The sequence below is a fragment of the Allorhizocola rhizosphaerae genome (assembly GCF_003426775.1).
GTDB lineage: Bacteria > Actinomycetota > Actinomycetes > Mycobacteriales > Micromonosporaceae > Allorhizocola > Allorhizocola rhizosphaerae.
On record NZ_QJUG01000038.1, the window covers coordinates 28667 to 49263 of the forward strand.

Consider the following 20597-nt stretch of genomic DNA (forward strand, 5'->3'; position numbering starts at 1 on the left):
GTCGGCGGCCCGTCCGGGTGGTGGAATGGCAGACACCGCCGACTTAAAATCGGCTGGCCGAAAGGCCGTGCGGGTTCGAATCCCGCCCCGGGCACGCAGAGCCTCCGCACGCATTTCCGGGGCCAATTGAAGATCGTTCTAGTTGCTGGGTGTCTCCGGTGGCTGCCTCCACGCTTGATCGAAGTCGTCGTCGCCGGATGGCGGCACTCAAGAGGCTACCCAGCTGAGCCTCGAAATGTTGGGGCGGACGCGGGCCGGACGCTCCGCCGCCCGGCGTATCGAAGCGAACGTTTTGACACTTCTCCTCACCTAGGTCAAACTTTGTGGCAAATACCTATTGGCGGCGTGGGTGACGATCGGCTCTCGCCGCCTCACAGTCAGCGAGCCGCCGCCAGTTCGACTGCGTTCGCCGCAACGTTCCACTCACGTACAGCCAACCGAGGCGCCATGCGTTTGTAGCCGGGTGGCCGGCGGTCCCGCTTCCGTCTCACCGCGCCGGCCAACCCCGCGAATGGACGGTTGAAAGGCAAGACGATGTACGCGTTCGGCGACAGCATCGTGTACGGCCATACATACCCCCGCGGATTCGTGAACTTTACGGCCGAACGCGAACTCATGAACCTGACCAAGTACGCCAGGAACGGTGCGACGATCGGCCCCGCCGGCTTCTCGGGCGGTCAGATCCTCACCCAGGTGAAAGGCGCCGCCTCGCCGTCGCCCGATTTCGTGGTGTTCGACGGCGGCACAAACGACGCCGAGGCTATCCACGACTACAATCGATACAGGATCGGCGCGATGGCTCACGGCTTCGACCCCGCCACATTCGACAATGGCACCTACGCGGGCTCGCTCGAAACCATCATCTCCACCATGCGGACCAGATGGCCGACCACGCGGATCGTGTACGTCGCCGTCCACAAGCTCGGCTCCCGCGACTGGAACACCCAACTCGCACTCCGCGCGGTCACGCTGCAGATCTGCCATAAGTGGGGCGTCGCGGTCGCGGACGTCTTCAACGACACCACCCTGGACACCCGCATTTCCAGCCACCGGTCGGCATACACCTTCAACGACCTGGTCAACGGCTATCCCGGAACCGGCGGCACGGGCACACATCCGAACATCGCCGGGATCACCACCTTCTACGTCCCGGTGCTCACCGCGGCGTTGAACTAACCATGACGGCACAACGTCACGCTGACCAACCGTCCATATTGGACAAGGGGCGGCCTCAGCGCTGAGGCCGCCCGCAATTTGAGTCCGTACGGCTCAGGTCGCGCACACCGCTGTTGCTGTGGCGGCCCAGATGTCGGGGTTTCCAGCCTGGTCTTCATAGCCGGTCACGGTGACTGAATTCGATGCCGGATTGATCCGGAAGTCATCGATCACGGTGTGGTTGCGGAAGCGGAAAAGTCCGCCGCCCACGCCAATCACGGCGGTGTTCGCCGGGCAGGTGGCCGTGACGGACTTGCCGTCGCTCGAGTTCTGCGCCGTCTCGACCGTCACCTCGGTCATGCCAGGCAAACCGGCATCGGCACAGACCGCGACCGCCGTTCCGGTAACCGGGATGACCGCGCCGACCACGCGACTGGGCTCAGCGCTTATATAAGCGCGGTTACTGGTACCGGCATGCGCACCAGCAGCTTTGACCGCTCCCGTGTTCGAAACCGAATAGCCACTCCCGATGAGGCGCTTGGCCCCACACGACGCGGTCGCCCACACCAGAGCCGGGTCGGTCATCGACCCGCTGACGAAGGACAGCCCGGCCGGATGCGGAATACAAACCGCAGTCGCATCCAGCCGCCAGGAACCCGCGAAGCCATCCGGATCCTCCTGTGCCGTCACGATGAGCCTTACGGCACCGGCCACCATCGATGGCCGTATCTCCCTGATCGTCACGTCACCCGTTGCTCCGGTCACGTACGCTCCGCCACTGATCGCGACCTTTCCGGTCGCGCAACTGAGCGTCAAAGTCTTCACCGCGCTGCTGTCCAGCGCGCTGGTGGCGTTGACGTAAGCCAAGCCGGCAACCGCCTGGGCCGGCGTCGCTGCCGACACCGTACCGGCGATTGCCATCAGGGCAGCTGCCGTCAACACCCGCATGAACCTCAATTGAAATCCTTTCCCCAGCTGGAGGCTGATCGTCGGTTGGGAATGTACCGCTGTCGCTGCACTGATGGTGATAGCGCATTGCCCTTTCTGCCTTCGTCGCGCAAGTTCAGCAGGCCCTACCTCTGTATGCCGCCGGCATGGCCGACGCAACGGAGGCAGCGAAGGCGCTGAAGACCAGCACGGCGTGTCCTCACCGACCACGACCGCGTTCTGGGTGCGGGTCTGGTCCTTCAAGGCATCGCACCCCTGCGTGAACCGCGCTCAGAATGTGGCGATCGGGTTGACCGGGCTGCCGGACGTACCGGCGAAGCGGACCGGCGCGACTGCGAGGTGGAAGTCCCACTGGCCGAGCTCGGCAGCCGTCGTCGCGCACGCCTCCAGGTCGCAGTTGTCGAGCATCCACAGACCCATCGCGACGAGGCTCACGGCGTGAACCGGCATCAGGACGTCTTCGTACCCCGACGGCTGAACGTCCTGGGGGGTGTCGGCGCCGATCAGCGCGACCTCCCGTTCGTGCAGCCACGGCAGGCAGGACGCGTGCCAGCCGGCCTGCGTGAAACCGCCGGCGTCACCGGCCTCGTGCCGGGCGCGGCCATAGCCGGTCCGCAGGAGTACCGCATCGCCGGATCGCACCCGCACACCCTGGCGACGCTCGGCCTCCTCGAGGTCCTCGGGAAACACACCCTGCCCCGGTTCCAACCACGGCACGTCGCGGACCCTCGCGATGTCCAGCAGGACACCACGCGTGATGATGCCGTTCGCCGCAGCCGTGACGGCCGCCCACGCCGATCCCGTTGCGGCGTCGACCAATGAGTGCGACCGCCCGTTGTACATCGTGCCGTCCCAGAAGATGTGGCACGGCGAGTCGATGTGGGTGAGTGTGTTGCCGTGGAACGTGATGCCGAGCCGCTCGGACGAAAAGCCCCAGCGCCGGTCGGCGTGGAATGCGGGCACCGGCATGTTCTCGGCACCCGGCATGTCGGCGGCGCACGGGCACGTCGTCGTCGACCGCTCCATGTCTTCCGGCATGGCAACCTCCCATGCGCACGACACGCTCCTGCCGTGGCGCACGGCCCGCGCCGCCGCCAGCCGGACGTCGTCGGTGATGTGGTTCAGAGTCCCGAGCTCGTCGTCGTCGCCCCACCGTCCCCAGTTCGACAGCGTGTTGAAGTACCCGAGCACGTCGTCCTGCGTGGGCATCGGCCGCTCTGCCGTCATCCCAGCATCAACTCCTCCGGTCACGCGGTTCGAGGCACCGCAGGTAGGGTATCCGGCCCTCTGCTTTTGACATGCCACGGCCGACTCGCTTGGCATGACACTAGATCAGCGGGTGGGCTGACGACAGTGCGCGCGATCTGATCAGGAACGTTATACGGCGCGCGTTTACGCCGCGTAATGGACAGCGACTACGGCACGGCCGCAAACGCCGACCGCTGGGATATGGCAGGCTTTGTCCATGCGGTTGGAGATCCGCCTCCTCGGGCCGCTGGAGGTGGCGGTAGACGGGGAGCCGGTCCGGTTCACGGGCCGGCCCGCCGTCTTGCTTCTCGTGCTGGCGATATCGGCGGGCCGGATCGTCTCGCTGGACCGGCTGGCCACCGCCCTGTGGGGCGAGGCGTTGCCCGACAATCCCAGAGCGAGCGTCCAGACCGTGGTCAACCGGTTGCGCCGGCTGGTCGGAGCCGATCGGATCGAAACCCATCCAACCGGCTATCTACTGCGGGCTGAACCGGACGAAGTAGATGCTCAGCACTTTCTCAACCTGCTGCATCTCGCATCGTCCACATCGGACACTCTGGAGGAGCACAGCCTGCTGACCGAGGCGCTAACCCTGTGGCGTGGCACCCCGTTCGAGGGCATGCGCTCGGCATGGCTCGCGGACTCGGAAGCGCGGCAGCTGGTGGAGCGATATCTGACCGCCGTCGAGCGGCGCAGCGACCTCGACCTTGCGGCGGAGCGCCACGACGGTCTGGTGGTACAGCTTCAAAGTCTGATCTCCCGGTATCCGTTGCGCGAGTCGTTGTGGGTACGGCTGCTCTCTGTCCTTGACGCGACCGGTCGCCGAGCGGAGGCGCTGGAGCACTATGAGACGGTCCGGCGTCGGCTCGCCGATGAGCTCGGTGCAGACCCCGGTCCGCAGTTGCGGGCGATGCACACCCGACTCCTGGCGGAGGAAGCGCCCATGACTCCGGTCCAGCCGGATGCCGGGCGGGAACGTTTGCTGCCGCGTCAGTTGCCTATCGAGGTCGCCGAGTTCGTCGGCCGGGAGAAGCTTCTGGCCACAATGGACGGTGTACTGGGCGACGCGACCTCTCCGTTGGTGATCACCGCGATCGGCGGCGCGGCAGGCATCGGCAAGACCGCGCTGGCCGTGCATTGGGCGCATCGGGTGGTCCACTGGTTCCCCGATGGGCAGCTCTATGCCAACCTGCGCGGGTTCGATCCTTCCGGCTCGCCTCGCCCGCCCGAGGAGGTGTTGCGCGGATTCCTTGACGCGCTTGGGGTGCGGCCACAACAGATACCCGCGGGATTGGAGGCCCAGGCCGGCCTGTATCGCAGCCTGCTCGCCACCCGGCGAATGTTGGTCGTGCTGGACAACGCCCGTGACGCCGAGCAGGTCCGGCCGTTGCTGCCGGGGTCGCCGGGCAGCCAGGTCCTTGTGACCAGCCGGGATCGGCTGACCAGCCTCGTCGCCGTGGAAGGCGCCCGGCCGCTGGTGCTCGACACACTGTCCACAGAGGAGGCTTGGCAACTGCTTGAGCGCCGGTTGGGTATCCAGCGGGTCACGGCCGATCCGCAAGCCACCGAAGGGATTATCCGGCGTTGCGCGGGGCTGCCCTTGGCGTTGGCCGTGGTCGCGGCGCGTGCCATCGAGCGGCCGGAGTCATCGCTGGCCACCTTGACCGGCGAGCTCGACGGCGCGCGGGCCGACCTGGACGCCTTCGCAGCCTTCGCCGACAGCGACCCGGTGATCGATGTGCGGTCCGTGTTCTCCTGGAGCTATCGCACTCTGAGCGCTGCCACGGCACGACTTTTCCGGCTACTGAGTGTCCATCCCGGACCGGACGTGTCGCCGCCGGCCGCGGCCGCCATAGCCGGACTGCCCTTGGCCGAAACCCGGACTGCGTTGCGTGAGCTGATCGCGGCACATCTGATCAATGAGCCGGTGGCGGGTCGGTACACCGTCCACGATCTGCTGCGCGCCTACAGTGCCGAACTGGCCGAGCAGCTTGACGCAGATATCGAACGTCGTGACGCGCTGCTCCGGATGCTCGACCACTATGTCCACAGTGGATACTCTGCGGCGATGCTGCTGTACCCGCAACGGCAGCCGATAACGTTGAGCCCGCCTGGGCCGGGCGTGTATCCGGAGGAGTTCGCCGACCATCACCACGCGATGAGCTGGTGTGTCGCGGAGCATCCAGTACTGCTCGGTGTGGTGGAAAGGGCGGCCGCCGAGGGTCTGGACGCGCACGCGTGGCGGATGGCATGGGCGCTCACCGATGCCCTCGACCGGCACGGACACTGGCAAGACATGATCACCACCCAGCTCGTGGCGATCCAGGCGACGCGTCGATTGGGCGAACATTCGGCGCAAGCACAGGCGCACCGCGACATCGCTCGTGCCTATGGCATTCTTGGCCGGTACGACGACGCCCATACTCACCTTGCCATGGCGCTTGAGCTGTATATCGGAATCGGTGACCGCATCGGCGAGGCCAACACGCATCGCAACATCTCCAGGATCCTGGAGTTGCAAGGCCGGCTAAGCGAGGCGATCGGCCAGATGAGACAAGCCATGGACCTGTGCCACACCGCCGGAGACCGGGTTGGCCAGGCCAGGGCGCTTAATGGGCTCAGCTGGTACCACAGCATGCTGGGCGAGTACGAACAGGCGCTGGTCTACGGCGAGCATGCGCTCCGGTTGCACCGAGCGGTCGGCAACCTGTACGGGCAGGCCGCGACGTTGGACAGTCTTGGCGTCGCGCACCATCATCTTGGCCATCGCGGCGAAGCCGTCGCCTGCCTTCGCGCAGCCCTTGAACTCATGCGGGATCGCGGCGACCGCTATATCGAAGCCGAAGTGTTGACGCATCTCGGCGATGCGCACGACAAGGCCGGTGCCGCCGATGCCGCCCGCGCCGCGTGGCAGCAGGCATGGGAGCTGTTCACCGCGCTCGATCGGGCCGAGGCGACCGAGGTCCGCGCCAAACTCGACGGGATCCGAGTCGGCGGATAGAGCGCGATTCGGCCGAAGGCCGGTCTTCGTAACCGCTGCGGCGGGTGACCAACGGCTGTCAGCGGTTGGCGGGAGATCGAGTGTGAAGGGTGCCCGCCTTGGCTGCGGCGATGGCGGCCGCGGCGGCCTGTTCGGCGAGGGTTTCGTCGATGGGTTCGTGGCTGACGAGCATGCGGTAGTAGAAGGGTGCGCCGAGGGACCGGATCACCTCGATCGATCCCGTGTTCAGCAGCGGGACCTCGGTCATGGTCAGGTCGGCGAGGAGCTCGGCGAGCAGGCCCACCGGGTCGCGGCGAGTACCGCCACGTCAGACCGCCGCCCGCGTCCACATCAAACACGGTCACGTTGTGGCCCGAGAAGTCGGCGACGTACAGCTGCCTGCCGTCGCGGCGGAACGCCATGTCCACCGGATCGAGGCCAAACGGCATCTCGCCGCGCAGCGCAAGCCGGCCGTCGGGGCCGATCGTGTGAGCACGGATCACCCCGTCAGCGGCCGACGGATCTACCTGCGCCAGATCGGTGACGTAGAGCCGGCTGCCGTCGGGACTGATCGCCGCGCCCTCGGCGAAGGTGCCGGACTCGAACGGCGATCCCGGCACCGGCATGAGCTGGCCCATGGCGCCGATCCGGAACCCGTACACGTCCGGCTGCCCGGGCTCCTGCTGGTTGGTCACATACAGGAATCGGCCATCCGGCGTGATGACGACACGGTGCCCCGAGACGCCGACCTGCGCGCGGGCCACCTCGTCGCGTAGCGTGCCGTCCGCATTGATGGCAAACCCGGTGAGCACGCTGTTGCCGTGGATTCGGTGGCCGGGTCCGGACGCGGCATGGCCACCAGCAACGCGATACCTTCGGCCACCGGCGTTGTCGTGGTGTCCGCGCCGCCGACACGTTGATCCTCGGCGTCGCTTCCTGTCGGACGCCTGGGAAACCACGTGATAGGCCGTCGTGTGGTCGCAGGTGTCTGAGATGGGCGCACGCTCTCGCCCGCCTCGACCTGTCACGTCCTGACCTTCTGCGTCTCGTCGAGCGCGGCAAGCTGCATACGCACATCGTCGGCCTCCGGTCTGCCCTGTCCGGAGTAGAGCTCTATCGCCCGTTCGTAGTGGGCGCGTGCGCGGTCAGGTGTGTTCAGGCCGCACAGGGCCCGGCCGATCCCCACATGAGCGCGGGCCTGCTGGTCCAGGGCGGCTACCTCCTCGGCGATGGCCAACGCGCGCCTGTGGTGGTCCAGGGCCTCAGTGAACTGCCCGGAAATGCACGCAGCCTCACCGAGGCCGTTGAGCGAACCCCCCTCGGCGGCCGGGACGCCGATTCGGCGGAAGAGGTCCAGTGCGCGCTGGAACTTTGCCACCGCCGCCGGTGCGTCGCCTAGACGCAGGAGAAGGATCCCAAGCTTGTCCAGAGTGTGCGCCTCGACGATGGGGGTACTCAGCTCGCGGAGGATCGCCAGCGACTCGTCGAAGTGGCCGGCCGCCTGGACGAGGCGGCCGAGCCTGGTCTCGATGACGGCGAGGTTGGTCAGCGCGTTTGCCTGGAAGGGCCGTGCGCCGAGCTCCCGGAACCTGGTCAGTGCGAGCCGCTGGTGGTCGCCGGCTTCTGGATACCGGCCCAGTCGCATTTCGCAGATGCTGAGGTTGTTGAGCGCCATCGCTTCTCCCAGCGGGTCCCCGGCCCGGCGGGCGATGTCGATCGCCTTCCGGGTCTCCTCGACGGCTTCTTCGGTCCGGCCGGAGTGACTGAGCGCGACGCCCAGGCCGAGGCGGACCAAGGCCTCAGTGAGCAGGTCGCCGCCTCGCTGGGCCTGCGCCAGCGCTTCTCGCTGGTAATCGATGGCCAGCTCGAAGCGGCTCATCCGGCTGTATGCCGCGCCGAGCTGGCGCAGCGATTGCGCCAGAGCGACCGGGTCATGCGCTTGCTCGCCCGCCCGCCGGGCGTGACCGCTGAGCGCGATCGCCTCCGTGAGGTGGGCATCGATCAGATAGCGGTGCGCGGTTCGGGCCAGATCGACAACATATTCGTGGTCCCCTTCGGCCGCGGCGTGGGCGGCCACGGCGATCAGGCAGAACCGCTCGGCGTCGAGCCAGGCACGCGCGGCGTCGGGCACCGCCAGGTCCGGGATCTCCAGATCGGATGGGACCCGGGCGGGCCGGTGCCGCGCCTCGGCCGGGTGCAGGCAGTCCATCGCCTCGCCCGCCGCGGTCCGGAAGTAGTCGAGCAGCCGCCGCAGGGCGTTCTCCCGCTGCCCGCCGGCGAGTTCGCCGGTGGCCAGGCCGGTTGCATACGCACGCAGGAGGTCGTGAAGGGTGTACCGGTCGGCACCGGACCGGTGCACGAGATGGGCGGATGCCAGGGAGGCCAGATTGTGGCGTGCTTCCCGGACGCTGGTGCCGGTCAGTGCCGCCACCGCGTACGGGTCCAGATCGGGACCGGGATGCAGACCCAGGTGGCGGAACGTGTCGAGGGCATCCGACGGCAGGTGCTGAATTGACCAGGAGAACACCTCCCGAACGGCCGCATACGGGTCGCCGCCGGCATCGAGCAGTTCCAGGCGGGACTGCCGGTCGTTCAGTTCCGCGCTGAGGTCGGCCAGCGCCCTGTCCGGATGGGACACCGCCAGTTCCGCTGCGATCCGCAGAGCCAGCGGCAGCCTCGCGCATTGTTCGGCCAGGGCGGCAGTGGCCTCCGGCTCGACCCGCGTCCTGGCGCCGATCAGCCCACCCAGGAGGGTTACCGCCTCGCCTGTGGTCAGCAGTTCGAGGTCGAGGCGGTACGCGCCGTCCACAGCCACCAGTCCGGCGAGCTTGTCGCGGCTTGTCACCACCACCAGGCAGGAGGCGGAGCCGGGCAGCAGCGTCCGGACCTGGCGCACGCTCGCGGCGTTATCCAGCACGATCAGCATCCGCTTCTCGGCTACCTCGCTGCGGAAGCGCGCGGCCCGTTCCTCCAACCCGAGCGGAATGTTCTGGCCGGTTACGCCGAGAGCAGTGAGGAAGTGTGCCAGCGCGTCGGCGGGGGTCATCGGCTGGTCGGGGCTGTAGCCGCGCAGGTTCAGGTACAGCTGGCCGTCGGGAAACCGGTCGGCCACTCGATGGGCCCAATGCACGGCCAGCGCTGTCTTGCCCACGCCGGCGGTGCCGGCGATCGCAGCGATGACCACCGCCTGGGACGCCCGCCCAGAGGAGCGGTTCCCCAGGAGGAGCGCGTCGAGCTTTCGCAGCTCGGGATCACGTCCGGTGAAGCCTGACGCATCCGCCGGCAGTTGCGCCGGCCGGTGCGGTCGGGCGGCAGGGCTATGGGACGACTCAACCGCGGCATCGGTGGCGGCGGGGATCAGCTGCGGATCGTGGCGCAGGATTCGCTGGTGCAGCTCCTGCAATGCGGGTCCGGGTTCGCTGCCGACCTCCTCGACGAGCCGTTCCCGCAACTTCCGATAGTGCGCCAGTGCGTCAGCCTGGCCGCCGCCGGCGTACAGGGCGAGCATCAGCTGACCGGCCAGCCGCTCGTGCAGCGGATGCTCGTCGCAGGCGGCGGAGAGCTCGACCAGCAGTGCCGTGTGTTCACCCCGGCGCAACAGCACCTCGTTGCGGTCGAGGATCGCCGCCCACCGTTCCCGCTCGAGTCCCGCCGCGACCGTGGCCAGCCAATCGCTTTCCAGACCGTCGAAGGGAGCGCCGCGCCACAGGGCCAGAGCTTCGCGCCACAGGGCGACCGCCGCCTCGTCGTCGGCCGCGCGCGCCTCGGTCACCAGGCTGCGGAACAGATGCAGATCCACAGTGGCCGGATCGGCGGCCAGCACATAGCCACCGCCCCGCCGCACCGGAGTCGTGCCGCCGGCCCGCTCCAGCAGGGTGCGCAGCCGCGACAGGTAGGTGTGCAGGGTCTGCCGGGCCCGTTGCGGTGGGCGTTCGCCCCACACCCGGTCGACCAGCTGCTCCAGGGTGACCGGGGCTCCCTGCTCGACCAGTAAGGCCGCCAGCACGGTGCGTTGGCGGGTGGGGCCCAGATCGACCTCACCGTCCAATGTGTAGGCAGCGATCGGTCCCAAGACGCAGAACCGCAAGACGCCCCCTCTCCACCCGGGACTGCGGGCGGTGTGCGGTTTCCACCGTAGGCGACCGGTGCCGGGGACCGCACCTCAGCCCCCGACAGGGGAGGGGGCCTTGAGGTGCCGATTCAACGTTTCGCCAATTCCGATGCAATCGCGTCCGCCTAGCGTGACGCGCAGTCGTCGGCTCAGTGCTGGGCGTGCGAGTGCTCCAGGTGTGCGCGGCCCCACGCGCGGATGGCGTGAATGAGCGGACGGACGCTGTGGCCGTGTGGGGACGTCGTGTATTCCACGTGTATCGGCGTTTCGGAGACGACGGCGCGGTGGATGAGGTCTTCTCGTTCGAGGTTGCGCAGGGTCTCGGTCAGGACCTTGTGCGAGATGTCGGGCATGAGGCGCCGTAGTTCGTTGAAGCGCTTGGGGCCGGTGTCGAGCCAGTAGAGGCAGATCAGGCTCCATCGGCCGCCGATGGCGTTCATGGCTGCCGTGAGTGGGCAGGTGGTCGGGGTGTTGGCTTGGGCGAGGGGAGAGGTGACAGTCATGGTTACCCAAAGGTGCGTTCTTGCGGCTGGTCAGGGGCCGCGCCAGGATAACAGGATGATCGTGGAAATGCGCACGTACCAGGTGAAGCCTGGAATGCGGGCGCGATTTTTGGAGATATTCCAGGCGAAATCCGTGCCCGCGCATGCCGAGATAGGCATGCCGATCCTTGGGCCGTTCCTTTCCGTGGAGGATCCGGACGTCTTCTTTTTCATGCGCGGCTTTCCCGATCTCGAATCGCGAGAGGCGCTGAAGGCGAAGTTCTACGAGGGGCAGCTGTGGAAAGAGGAGCTGGAAGGCGTCCTCATGCCCATGCTGGAAAGGTACGACGTGGTCGTCGTCGACGACACGGACGAGCGCATCTGCTGGTGAGGGACACGATGTCTACTGCTGCTCAAGTGGCGACGCGCGATGGCGCCCGCGATTTCGACTGGGAATTCGGGACGTGGGCGACGCATGTGCGGGTGCTGCGCAATCCGCTCTCGCCGGGGACGGCGACGTGGGCCGAATATGAGGGGACGTCCGTCGTGCATCCGCTCTGCGGCGGGCGCGCGAATCTGGTCGAGCTTGACATCGCCGGGCCGGCGGGCCGGATTCAGGGTGTGTCGCTGCGGCTCTACGTTGTCGAGGCCCGCCAGTGGAGCCTGAATTTCGCCAGCGTGGCAAACGGTTTGCTCACCGTGCCGACGATCGGTGCGTTCATCGACGGGCGCGGTGAATTCCATGGCGTTGACACGCTGCGCGGGCGTGCCATCCTCGTGCGTTTCGTGATCCTCGATGTGACGGAGGATTCCGCGCGTTTCGAGCAGTCGTACTCTGCCGATGGCGGCAGGACGTGGGAGCTCAACTGGGTGGCTACCGACAAGCGCTTGCCGCCGGCTTAAGCCGCGTGGATCGGCTGCAATCGGCGTGGGGTGAAGCTGCGAGCCTTCGCCGGCGCGGCAGCTGCGGGACTCATCCTGGCACAGCGATCGGGCGGATCGGCAACTACTTCAATCAAGAACTTTATGCGGCGCCCACGACGTTGCCATGGGCGGTGCGCATCGACTCGGCGCACCGGCCCGCCGATAGCCCCGATATCGGCCTGTACCACCCGACGTTCTTGTACGAGGCGCCGTGGTGCGCGGGCGTGTTCTTCCTGCTGATCTGGGCGAAGAAACGATGCTCCCTCGGATCGGGGCAGCCGTTGGCCTTTCACGTGCCGGCGGTCGGCTGACCAGCCGCTGACAATGAACGCGTGGGTTTCCTTGTCGAACAGCAATTCCTGACTGAGGTACCCCTCGACGACGCGGCCACGTCCCATCGCTGTCTGGGCTATCACACCCATTCGCCGCATCGGGAATGTGTTCGCGGCCCGCGGACCGGCATCTGAACGGCCGCCGCAGCCATCAGGCAATCACTGCGGTAGCGGATTGTCCGGGGTATGCAGACATCGCAACCTATGCGATCCTTATGGACAGCAACGGGGGCTTCACACTTGCTCCATCGAGTCAGGCGACTACCCGCTGACGTAGATTCGGTCCTTCCTCGGTGGATTTTCTCGGCAGCACTACGTAAGTGCCGCGACAGGGTCACGGAAGTTACGGGTGTTTGACTGTTCCCGAGTCCCCGCCATATCGGCCGGTTCAGGGCTAAGCGTGGGTCTCGAATATCCGTACCGGGTCCTGGAAAAGGAGAACAACCCGTGGACGTGAGGAATACGAAAAGCGCAACGCCGGTCGTCGGTCGTGGTGCGAGGGTGAGCCTGCTGCTGGTTGCCATGGCGGCGACCCTGATGGCCGTCGCTGCACCTGCCACCGCGGCAACATCTGTCTCCGCAAGGGAGGTCAAGGGGCAGCTCCGGCTGAACTGCACCGCATTGCCGGCGCAGCAACGCCAGTACGCCGTCGAGCGGAACTACTGTCCGCCGGTGACGGCCGCGGAGACGGGGGGCGTCGGCGTACAGAACACCGTGTGGGGGGAATGCGGTTCCTCGTCGCTTTACATCTACGACCCCGCGGAGGCAAACGGGGTTGCACGCTTCGACATGGCTCTGCACTCGACCGTAGGCACGATGGTCGAAGTGAGCTGGAATGTCACGTGGCACAACCAACGGACTGGTCAGGTCTCCACATTCGGCGACGGAGCCTGGCCGTGGTCGTCTGACTGGTCGAACCAGGTTCCGATCTGGACCAACTGGGGCACCGTTTCCGGCGGGCTCAGCGGATCGATGGTCACGATCTGGGGCGGCTGGTGCACGATCCTCCTGCCCACCGACATCGAGTACATCCTCTGACGTTTACCAGCGTCGCTGGCCACCACCATGAGAGGTCGTCGTGTGGATGACCGTGCTGATGGTGGTGGCCATCCCCGCTGCCACCGATGTGCAGGATCGAAGGGTGGCAGGCGGTCCGCAGATCTCACCTTCGGGGTAGGCAGATTCGCTTCCCACCGTGCGTGCGAAAGTAATCAGAATTGGACGTTTGTCATTGTGTACCAGGTCGGAGCGAATACCAGCAGGGCCAGTGCGCCGAGGACCGCCAACGACCTGAACGTACGTGAGGCGGTGAGGGCCGCGGGTGCGATGGGCCGCAGGTTCCACCGTCCGACCGCGATGAACGCCGCGACGCCGCCCAGCACGAGATTTGCAGGCACCAATTCATATTCGCCGCGCGTGACATGAAAACCAGCCGCAAGGATCATCGTCAGCGCCAGGCCAACGGCGGCGAGCGGCGTCAGCTTCGGCTTTACTCGCGTCATGGCCGGCAGGATCAGGCCAACGCCGCCAAGCACCTCACAGACCCCGACGAAGACGATCAGGGGCTGCGGCACCGCTGCATACCAAGCCACGGCCCGCGGTGCCGCCGCATACAGAGCCCCGTCGTGCAACAGCACTTTGCCGAAACCGCTGCCGGCAAAGAAGAATCCACACAACACTTGGAGTGACCAAAGTGCGCCGTTGAGGGTAAACCGCGTTCCGCGCCCCTTGGACCGCTGCTCCGTGTCCTTGACGCCGAGCCGATTCGCGCTTACGTGTGTGCTCATGTCTTGTCACTACCTTTCTTGTCGGGTTGACGGGACTCATCCGACCATCGCGCCGACGAGGCGCGCACTGTCCGTGGGACACGGTGGGACACACAGGGCACGATCTAGCTGCGCAAACACGAGCCCGTACCGGAGTGGCGGGCTGGGACGGTCCCCGTTGGCGCGGGTCTCGAGCCTCCGCATGCGGCTCGGGTATCGTCTGCCGCGGCCGCGCTGATCAGGAGCGATCCAAGCCCGGCGGCTCCGGCCGTTCCTCCTGGTGGGTAACGCGGGCACGACGAGCTCCGGCACCATCGATCCGCTGGCGGACCTGGCCGACCCGGCCCGATCCGGACCGGGTCAGTCCCGCGCCGCTCAACCACTCGCCCGGGGCCTGGTGGCTGCCCGAGTCTGAAGCCCGGACAGACAAAGGAAAGGAGCGCGCAATGCGCCTCAGAATGGCTCTGCTCGCCACCGCTCTCACGCTCGGCGCGATCGTGACCCCGGTGGTCACCACCACGCCGGCCGCCGCCGGACCAGCCCTCGGGGTTCAGGCGCAGTGCCCCACGGGCAGTTACAGTGTGGCCCAGCCTCCCTATCACACCTACTGGCATATCGGCATCATGTTGAACGGCGTTCGCTACTGGCACACCGTCGATCAGAACGGCAACTATGTGGCAAGCTCAATCACCGGATGCAGCAGCACAGGAACGCAACTCTGGTCCGCAGGCCTGCCCGTCAGCGCGACCTCCGGCGATCGATGCGACCCCGCGACCAGTTCCAACCGGTATCAATACGTGGGCGAGTACCGGCATGCGGTGGTCTCGGGACCGTTCATCTATTTCGTCTACTACAGGTATTGGCACGTGCGCAGGCTACACCTGGCCAACGGTTACCTCGTCTGGCTTTACGACCACTCTGAGCTAGCCCGTTGCTGATGAGATCCCCCCGCTGCCCGCGGCGTTTCGCGCGGGCAGCGCGGCGGTGAGGTTGGCGCGGATGCTGTGCACGTTGGTCTGGATTTCCTCGGTGTGGTCGGTGCCGAGGCTTGTGAGGATGTCCAGGGCGTGTTGCCAGTGCTGACGTGCCTGATGGTGCTGCCTCATGGCCCAGTAGGCGTGGGCGAGGCCGTCGTGGGCGCGGGCTTGGTCTGCGGGCTGGGCGAGATCGGTCGCGAGTTCAAGTGCCTTGTGATGGTGGGTGAGTGCGAGGTCAGAGCGGCCGATGGCGTGTTGCAGGCGGCCCAGGCCTTGCATAGCCTCCAAATGCCAGTTGTCGTTGTGCAACTCACGGGCATGCGTGAGCAGCTGCTGAAAGAATTCGGCTGCCTGGTGGTATTCGTGCTGGGCCAAGTGGACGTGGCCGAGACCGTGCAGCGCCTGTAGTTCGCCGCCGCGCCCGCCGATGTCCTGGGTGATCTGCAGTGCCCGGCCGTAGTGGTCGGCGGCCTGCTTGTGGCGGCTGAGCATGCGGTCGACTTGGCCCAGACCGTTGAGTGCGTACATCTCGCCGATACGATCGCCGATGTCCTGGGCGATGCGCAGCGCCCGGCCGTAGTGGCCGGTGGCCTGCTCATAGTGACCCTGCAGCCGGTGGACGTGGCCGAGACCAAGCAGCGCCTGTAGCACGCCGCTAAGGTCGCCGATGTCCTGGGCGATCCGCAGCGCTCGCCCATAGTGGTCGACCGCCTGCTCGTAGCGGCCCACCATCATTTCGACGTGGCCGATCCCGAGCCATGCCTGAAGTTCTCCGCCGCGACCGCCGATATCGCGGATGTCCTGGGCGATCTGCACGACCCGCTCGTAATGGTCGACGGCCAGTTTGTAGTCGTGCATCATCCAACGCGTATGACCGAGACCGAGCAGCGCCTCCAGTTCGCCGCCACGGTCGCGAATGTCTTGCGCGATCTGCAATGCCCGCCCATAGTGCTCGATGGCCTGCTTGTGGCGGCTCGACAATCTGTGCACGTGGCCGATGCGGGTCAGCGCGTCCATCTCGGCCGGCTGATCGCGAAGGTCACCGGCGAGCTCAAAGGCGTGTTGGTGCAGGGATTGCGCGTCACGGTAGCGGCCGCGGATGAGCAGATGCCGGTCCAACAGGGCCGACAGCTGCCGGGTGTGTTCGGGCCAGCCGTGTTGCGCCGCATGGCGTGCGGTGGCCAGCAGGTTGGCCAGCTCGGTGTCCAGCCACAGGTCGGCCCGCCTCACGTCGGGCAGGTCGGGTATCAGGCTGGCGGCCGGTGGGATCGCGCCGCGGAGCCTCCGTTGATAGGGCTGGGCGATGGTCAATGCCGTGGCCGTCGTGTGCCGGTAGAAGTCCAGCAGCCGCGCGACCGCCTCCTGCCGCACATCGGCCGAATCGACGGTGGCGCTCAGGGTCTGGGCGTGGGCGCGAATGAGGTCGTGCAGCCGGTAGCGACGGTAGACGGGCTCCTCCAGCAGGTGTTCGCTGTGCAGCCGGTCCAGGTGGTGCTGTGCCTCCCGCAGCGAGACACCGGCCAGGGCGGCGGCCGCGTATGCCTCGATCTCCACGCCGGGGTGCAGGCCGAGCAGGCGGAACAACCGCTGCTGCGCGGTGGGCAGGTGCTGATAGGACAGATCGAACACCGCGGCAACGGTGCGATTTTCCGCGGTCATCGTCAGCAGGCCACCGGTCGACGCCCGCACCTCCCGCAGCAGATCCTCGATGGTCCACGACCGGTGCCGCAGATACAGGCTGGCCGTGATCGATATCGCCAGTGGCAGGAATCCGCACGCGCGCACCAGTTCGGCCACGGTCTGCGGATGGGCGGCGGCATGCGGCGCAAGCCGCACAAACATCGTGCTCGCCGCGTCCGGGGCGAGCACGTCCAGCGGCATCGGGATCGCCGCGGGCAGGTCACCCAGGCTGCGCCGCGAGGTCACCAACACCAGGCAATCGGGTGTGCCCGGCAACAGCGGCAGGACCTGTTCGGTGCAGGCGGCGTCATCGAGCACCAGCAGCAGCCGCCGTCCGGCCATCCGATCCCGCCACAGCCCGGCCCGCGCATCCACCGCCGCCGGAAGGAACTGGGCAGCCACCCCATCGGCGGCCAGCAGTGCCGCCAGCGCGTCGGTCGGATCGATGGGAAGCTGGCCGGGGGTGTGGGCGTGCAGATTGAGGAACAACTGCCGGTCGCGGAAACGCTCCTTCAACCGGTGCGCCACGTGCACGGCCAGGCTGGTCTTGCCAATGCCCGGCATGCCGTCGATGGCATGGATGGCGATCAGGCCACCGCCGCTCTGCGCGGCACTGGCGACCGCGGTGGCGATCTGCTCAAGTTCCTTGTCCCGGCCCACGAACACCGCCTGATCGGCCGGCAGCGTGCACCGCACCGGTTCCGGACCCGCCGCGACAGCCGGTCCATCGGCAGCCGGCTCTGCCAGCAGGGCGGGCGACGTGGGCACCGACGGTGTGGCGGCGATGCGCCGCCGAGCGGCCACCCAACGATCCACCTCGTTTCGGTCGCAGCCGCAGCTGCGCACGAACGTCGCGACGAGGTCCTCGCGGGGCAGCGTGTTCCGCGACAACGCCGCGGTTATCGTGCTGCGCGGCAACACCTGCCCGTCGGCGGCGGCAGCCTTTTCCAGCCGCCGAAAACCCATGCCGGACCAGTGCTTCAACCGCCGCAGCGCATCGACGAACTCGGCCGCTGTGCCCGCCGCGGCCGGGTCGGGCCGGCCACCATCGCCGACCGGGCCAGCAGTACGCACCACGCGAGCCACCCCCATCGGCCATCCAGTGTAGCCGCCATCGACAGACTTGGCTGTTACGGAAAGCCGGGCAACTCGGATTTCTGCCGGGGAAGCCGGCTCGTGGAGTCACTCAATGGCTTGCGGGAGTTGCGCTTTGGGCTTCGGGCACACCGAGATCGGTGTAGATGGCTGCGGCCTGATGGCGGTGGTGATCGGCGGCGCCGGCGTCGCGCAGGGTGCGAGCCAGGCCGTCGTGGGCGCGGGCCTGCTCGTGGCGGTCGCCGATCTCGACGGCGAGGGCGAGGGCGGCGGCGTGCCGCGTGCTCGCCTCGTCGAGCCGACGCAGGGCGTGCAGCGTCTCCCCCTTGCCGTTGAGCGCCTGGATCTCCACGCCACGATCGCCGATTTCGCGGGCTATCGCGAGTGCGTGGTCAAGATCTTCAATGCTTTCCTGGTACCTGCCGAGCAGCCCACGGATCACGCCGCGGTCGCTGAGCGTGGCCGCCTCGTCGGCCAGCTCCCCGCTTTGCCGCTGTATGGCCAGCGCTCGATCGCAGTGGTCCAGCGCCTCCTCGTGCCGGCCGAGGCTGGCCAGCACGTTGCCGAGGTTGGTCAGCGTGTGCGCCTCCCAGCTGTGGTCGCCGGCCTCGCGGTGTATGGCCAGCGCGCGTTCCAGGTGGTCCTGCGCCTCGTCGTAGCGCCCGAGACGCCACAACGCGTTGCCCGCGTTGCCCAGCGCGTGGGCCTCGCTCGGCCGGTCCCCGGCGGCCTGATAGATCGCCAAAGCCTGCTCGCACAGCGCCAGCACTTCCCTGTACCGGCCGCGGCGCTCCTGAATGACACCGATGTTGTTGAGCACGGTTGCCTCCGCCACGCGGTCGCCGGCCGAGCGATGGATGAGCACGGCCTGCCCGTAGTGGTCGATGGCGTCGTCATAGCGCCCGAGGCTGTAGCAAGTGGCACCGAGGGTCTCCAGATCGTTCGCCTCACCCTGACGATCACCGATTGCGCGGTGGATCGGCAGCGCCCGTTGCAGGTGGCCCTCCGCCTCGTCGTAGCGCCCGAGCCGCCACAACGTGTTGGCGAGGCTGTGTAGTGCGGACCCCTGCCCGGCACGGTTTCCTGCTCCCACGGCCGCGTCGAACGCGTGCTGGTGGATGGTGAGGGCGTCGAAATGGTGGGCGCTGGTGTCCAAATAGGGGCGTAAGGTGGCCGAGAGGTCGATCGCGTGTGTGGGCCAGTCATGGGCGGCGGCGTATTTCGTTGCGGCGACAAGGTTTTGCATTTCGGTGTCCAGCCAGGCCCGCGCGGCGGATACCGTGCCGAGCGACGGGATCTCAGTGGCCGGCGCGACCGGGCGCGGCCGGCGGTGCCTGGTCCGCGGGGATATCACGTCCACCGCGACCGACGCGGTGTGCAGGTAATGGGCGAGCATCCGGCCGACGGCGTCGCGCCGTTGCGCGGGCGTCTCGGTTTCGTGCGCGGCCGTATGGGCGTACTGGAAAAGCAAGTCATGGAACCGATATCGGCCGGGAGACGGCAGCTGCAGCAGATGCGCGTCGAGCAGGTCTTCGAGAAGGCGTTCGGCGCGGTCGACCGGGAGGCCCGCCGCCGCAGCCGCCAGGTAGGTGTCGAAATCGGGCCCCGGAGCGAGCCCCAGCAGCCGGAACAACCGTTGCTGCGGCTCGGTGAGCTGCGGGTAGGAAAGGGCGAGTGAGGCCGCGACGCTGCGGTCGCCGACGGCCAGCTCGGTGAGCACGCGCTGGCGATCGCGCAGCCGTTGCGCCAGGTGTTGGACGGTCCAGGCGGGGCGGGCGCGCAGCCTGGCGGCGGCGATGCGGATCGCCAGGGGCAGCCGGTCGCACAGACCCACGACCTCCGCGATGTCGTCCGGATCGGCCGTGCCGCCGCGCCGGGTGCCAAGGATCCGGCTGAACAGCGCGGCCGCGTCCGCCGGCGGCAGCGCATCAAGCGAAACGACATCCGTGCTGTCCAGGTCCACCAGCCGGCGTCGACTGGTCACTATGGTCAGGCAGCCGGCAGCCCCGGGCAGCAGCGGGCGCACCTGGGCGGCGCTGCCCGCGTTGTCCAGGACCAACAGCACCCGGCGGCCGGCCAACTCGGCGCGCCACCGTGCCGCTCGCTGCTCGGCGTCGGCCGGGATGCTTTCTCCTGGTACGCCCAACGCCCGCAGCAACAGGTCGAGCGCCGCGCCGGGATCGACCGGGTCCCGGCCCTCGCTGTGCGCGTGCAGGTCCAAGAACAGCTGACCGTCGGGGTACCGGTCGGCGAGCCGATGGGCGATGTGGACGGCCAATGTGGACTTGCCCACGCCACCCATCCCGTCGACGGCAAGCACGATCGCCGCCTGTCCCGGCGCGGTCGACAGCGCGGCGAGCATGCGCCGCAGCTCGCCCCCGCGGCCGGTGAAGTCGGCGACATCGGCGGGGAGGTCGTTGCGCGGTGTCCATGCGCGACCCGAACCCACCGCGGGCACATCGGGTACCAAAGAAGGATCGCCCGTCAGAATGCGCTGATGCATGCGGGTCAGGGCCACTCCCGGCTCCACCCCCAGCTCCTCGACGAGCAGCGCGCGTGCGGTCGTGTAGGTCCGCAGCGCCTCGGCCTGCCGGTCCGCCCGGTAGAGCGCGAGCATCAGCAACGCCCACAACCGTTCCCGGAGCGGGAAGTCCTTCACCAGCCGGGTGAGATCGGTGATCGCCTCGGCGTGCCTGCCGGCCTCCAGGTCCAGGCTGATCCGCTGCTCAACCGCTTCCAGGTGCTGCTCGGTCAGCCTGTGCCGGGCCGCCTCGATCGATTCGCCGGACAGCCCCGCCAGCGGCTCGCCGCGCCACAGCGCAAGCGCCGCCGCGACCTCACCGGCAGCCGCGACCCGCTCGCCGCGCTCGCCGTGCTGCGCGGCCGCGGCCAGGTGGCG

15 protein-coding genes, 1 tRNA gene and 1 pseudogene are annotated in these 20597 nt (G+C 67.7%); 8 read left to right on the forward strand and 9 right to left on the reverse strand.

The features are described from left to right. Positions 1 to 11: 11 nt before the first annotated feature. Together DM816_RS10605 and DM816_RS10610 are read left to right on the forward strand one after the other, a co-directional pair. Positions 12 to 94 (forward strand) — tRNA-Leu (locus DM816_RS10605). Positions 95 to 519: 425 nt separating this feature from the next. Continuing rightward, a complete protein-coding gene (locus tag DM816_RS10610; protein WP_162907324.1) occupies positions 520 to 1176 on the forward strand; it encodes an SGNH/GDSL hydrolase family protein in 657 nt (218 codons plus the stop codon). A 93-nt stretch (positions 1177 to 1269) separates the two neighbouring features. Here the strand turns inward: DM816_RS10610 and DM816_RS10615 are convergent, their stop codons facing one another. Beyond that, the gene (locus DM816_RS10615; RefSeq protein WP_162907325.1) at positions 1270 to 2346 is read right to left on the reverse strand and encodes a hypothetical protein; all 1077 of its coding nucleotides are present in this window, start codon (positions 2344 to 2346) and stop codon (positions 1270 to 1272) included. 27 nt (positions 2347 to 2373) lie between these two features. Continuing rightward, complete coding sequence (locus tag DM816_RS10620) at positions 2374 to 3330, reverse strand: cyclase family protein (RefSeq protein ID WP_246001831.1); 957 nt, start codon at positions 3328 to 3330, stop codon at positions 2374 to 2376. Positions 3331 to 3568: 238 nt separating this feature from the next. Between DM816_RS10620 and DM816_RS10625 the strand changes: the two genes are divergently transcribed. Further along, complete coding sequence (locus DM816_RS10625) at positions 3569 to 6352, forward strand: AfsR/SARP family transcriptional regulator (RefSeq protein WP_117209983.1); 2784 nt, start codon at positions 3569 to 3571, stop codon at positions 6350 to 6352. A gap of 58 nt (positions 6353 to 6410) precedes the next feature. On the opposite strand, the gene DM816_RS43435 is transcribed toward DM816_RS10625, so the two are convergent. From DM816_RS43435 to DM816_RS10640, 4 genes and pseudogenes are all read right to left on the reverse strand, one after another. After that, positions 6411 to 6635 (reverse strand): hypothetical protein, encoded by a 225-nt coding sequence (locus tag DM816_RS43435; protein WP_170318801.1) that lies wholly within the window; start codon positions 6633 to 6635, stop codon positions 6411 to 6413. An 88-nt stretch (positions 6636 to 6723) separates the two neighbouring features. Next, positions 6724 to 6969, reverse strand: a pseudogene (locus tag DM816_RS45735) (hypothetical protein); the annotation flags it as partial. Between the two features lie 386 nt (positions 6970 to 7355). Beyond that, positions 7356 to 10403: an AfsR/SARP family transcriptional regulator gene (locus DM816_RS10635; protein ID WP_211588634.1), complete on the reverse strand. Its 3048-nt coding sequence runs from the start codon at positions 10401 to 10403 to the stop codon at positions 7356 to 7358. A 188-nt stretch (positions 10404 to 10591) separates the two neighbouring features. Then, positions 10592 to 10945 carry a winged helix-turn-helix transcriptional regulator gene (locus DM816_RS10640; RefSeq protein ID WP_117209985.1) on the reverse strand — a complete coding sequence of 118 codons (354 nt, stop codon included), beginning with the start codon at positions 10943 to 10945 and terminating at the stop codon, positions 10592 to 10594. Positions 10946 to 11000: 55 nt separating this feature from the next. Between DM816_RS10640 and DM816_RS10645 the strand changes: the two genes are divergently transcribed. From DM816_RS10645 to DM816_RS10660, 4 genes are all read left to right on the forward strand, one after another. Then, entirely contained in the window at positions 11001 to 11315 is a 315-nt protein-coding gene (locus DM816_RS10645) for an NIPSNAP family protein (protein WP_162907326.1), read from the forward strand. Between the two features lie 26 nt (positions 11316 to 11341). Next, positions 11342 to 11827, forward strand: coding sequence for a hypothetical protein (locus DM816_RS10650; protein ID WP_117209987.1), 486 nt, complete (start codon positions 11342 to 11344; stop codon positions 11825 to 11827). Between the two features lie 5 nt (positions 11828 to 11832). Next, positions 11833 to 12159 (forward strand): prolipoprotein diacylglyceryl transferase family protein, encoded by a 327-nt coding sequence (locus tag DM816_RS10655; protein WP_246001833.1) that lies wholly within the window; start codon positions 11833 to 11835, stop codon positions 12157 to 12159. Positions 12160 to 12681: 522 nt separating this feature from the next. After that, positions 12682 to 13218 (forward strand): hypothetical protein, encoded by a 537-nt coding sequence (locus DM816_RS10660; RefSeq protein WP_117209988.1) that lies wholly within the window; start codon positions 12682 to 12684, stop codon positions 13216 to 13218. 173 nt (positions 13219 to 13391) lie between these two features. Here DM816_RS10660 and DM816_RS10665 read toward each other — a convergent pair whose 3' ends face one another. Continuing rightward, the gene (locus tag DM816_RS10665; RefSeq protein WP_246001834.1) at positions 13392 to 13859 is read right to left on the reverse strand and encodes a DoxX family protein; all 468 of its coding nucleotides are present in this window, start codon (positions 13857 to 13859) and stop codon (positions 13392 to 13394) included. A gap of 533 nt (positions 13860 to 14392) precedes the next feature. Here DM816_RS10665 and DM816_RS10670 point away from each other — a divergent pair. Beyond that, on the forward strand, positions 14393 to 14884 hold the full coding sequence (locus DM816_RS10670) for a hypothetical protein (protein WP_162907328.1): 492 nt from the start codon (positions 14393 to 14395) through the stop codon (positions 14882 to 14884). Here the strand turns inward: DM816_RS10670 and DM816_RS10675 are convergent. Together DM816_RS10675 and DM816_RS10680 are read right to left on the reverse strand one after the other, a co-directional pair. Beyond that, positions 14870 to 17680, reverse strand: a complete 2811-nt coding sequence (locus DM816_RS10675) for an ATP-binding protein (protein WP_162907329.1) — start codon at positions 17678 to 17680, stop codon at positions 14870 to 14872. The two genes, DM816_RS10670 and DM816_RS10675, sit on opposite strands and share 15 nt — an antisense overlap. Positions 17681 to 17789: 109 nt before the next feature. Next, on the reverse strand, positions 17790 to 20597 hold a 2808-nt coding region (locus DM816_RS10680; RefSeq protein ID WP_117209992.1), incomplete at its 5' end, for an ATP-binding protein.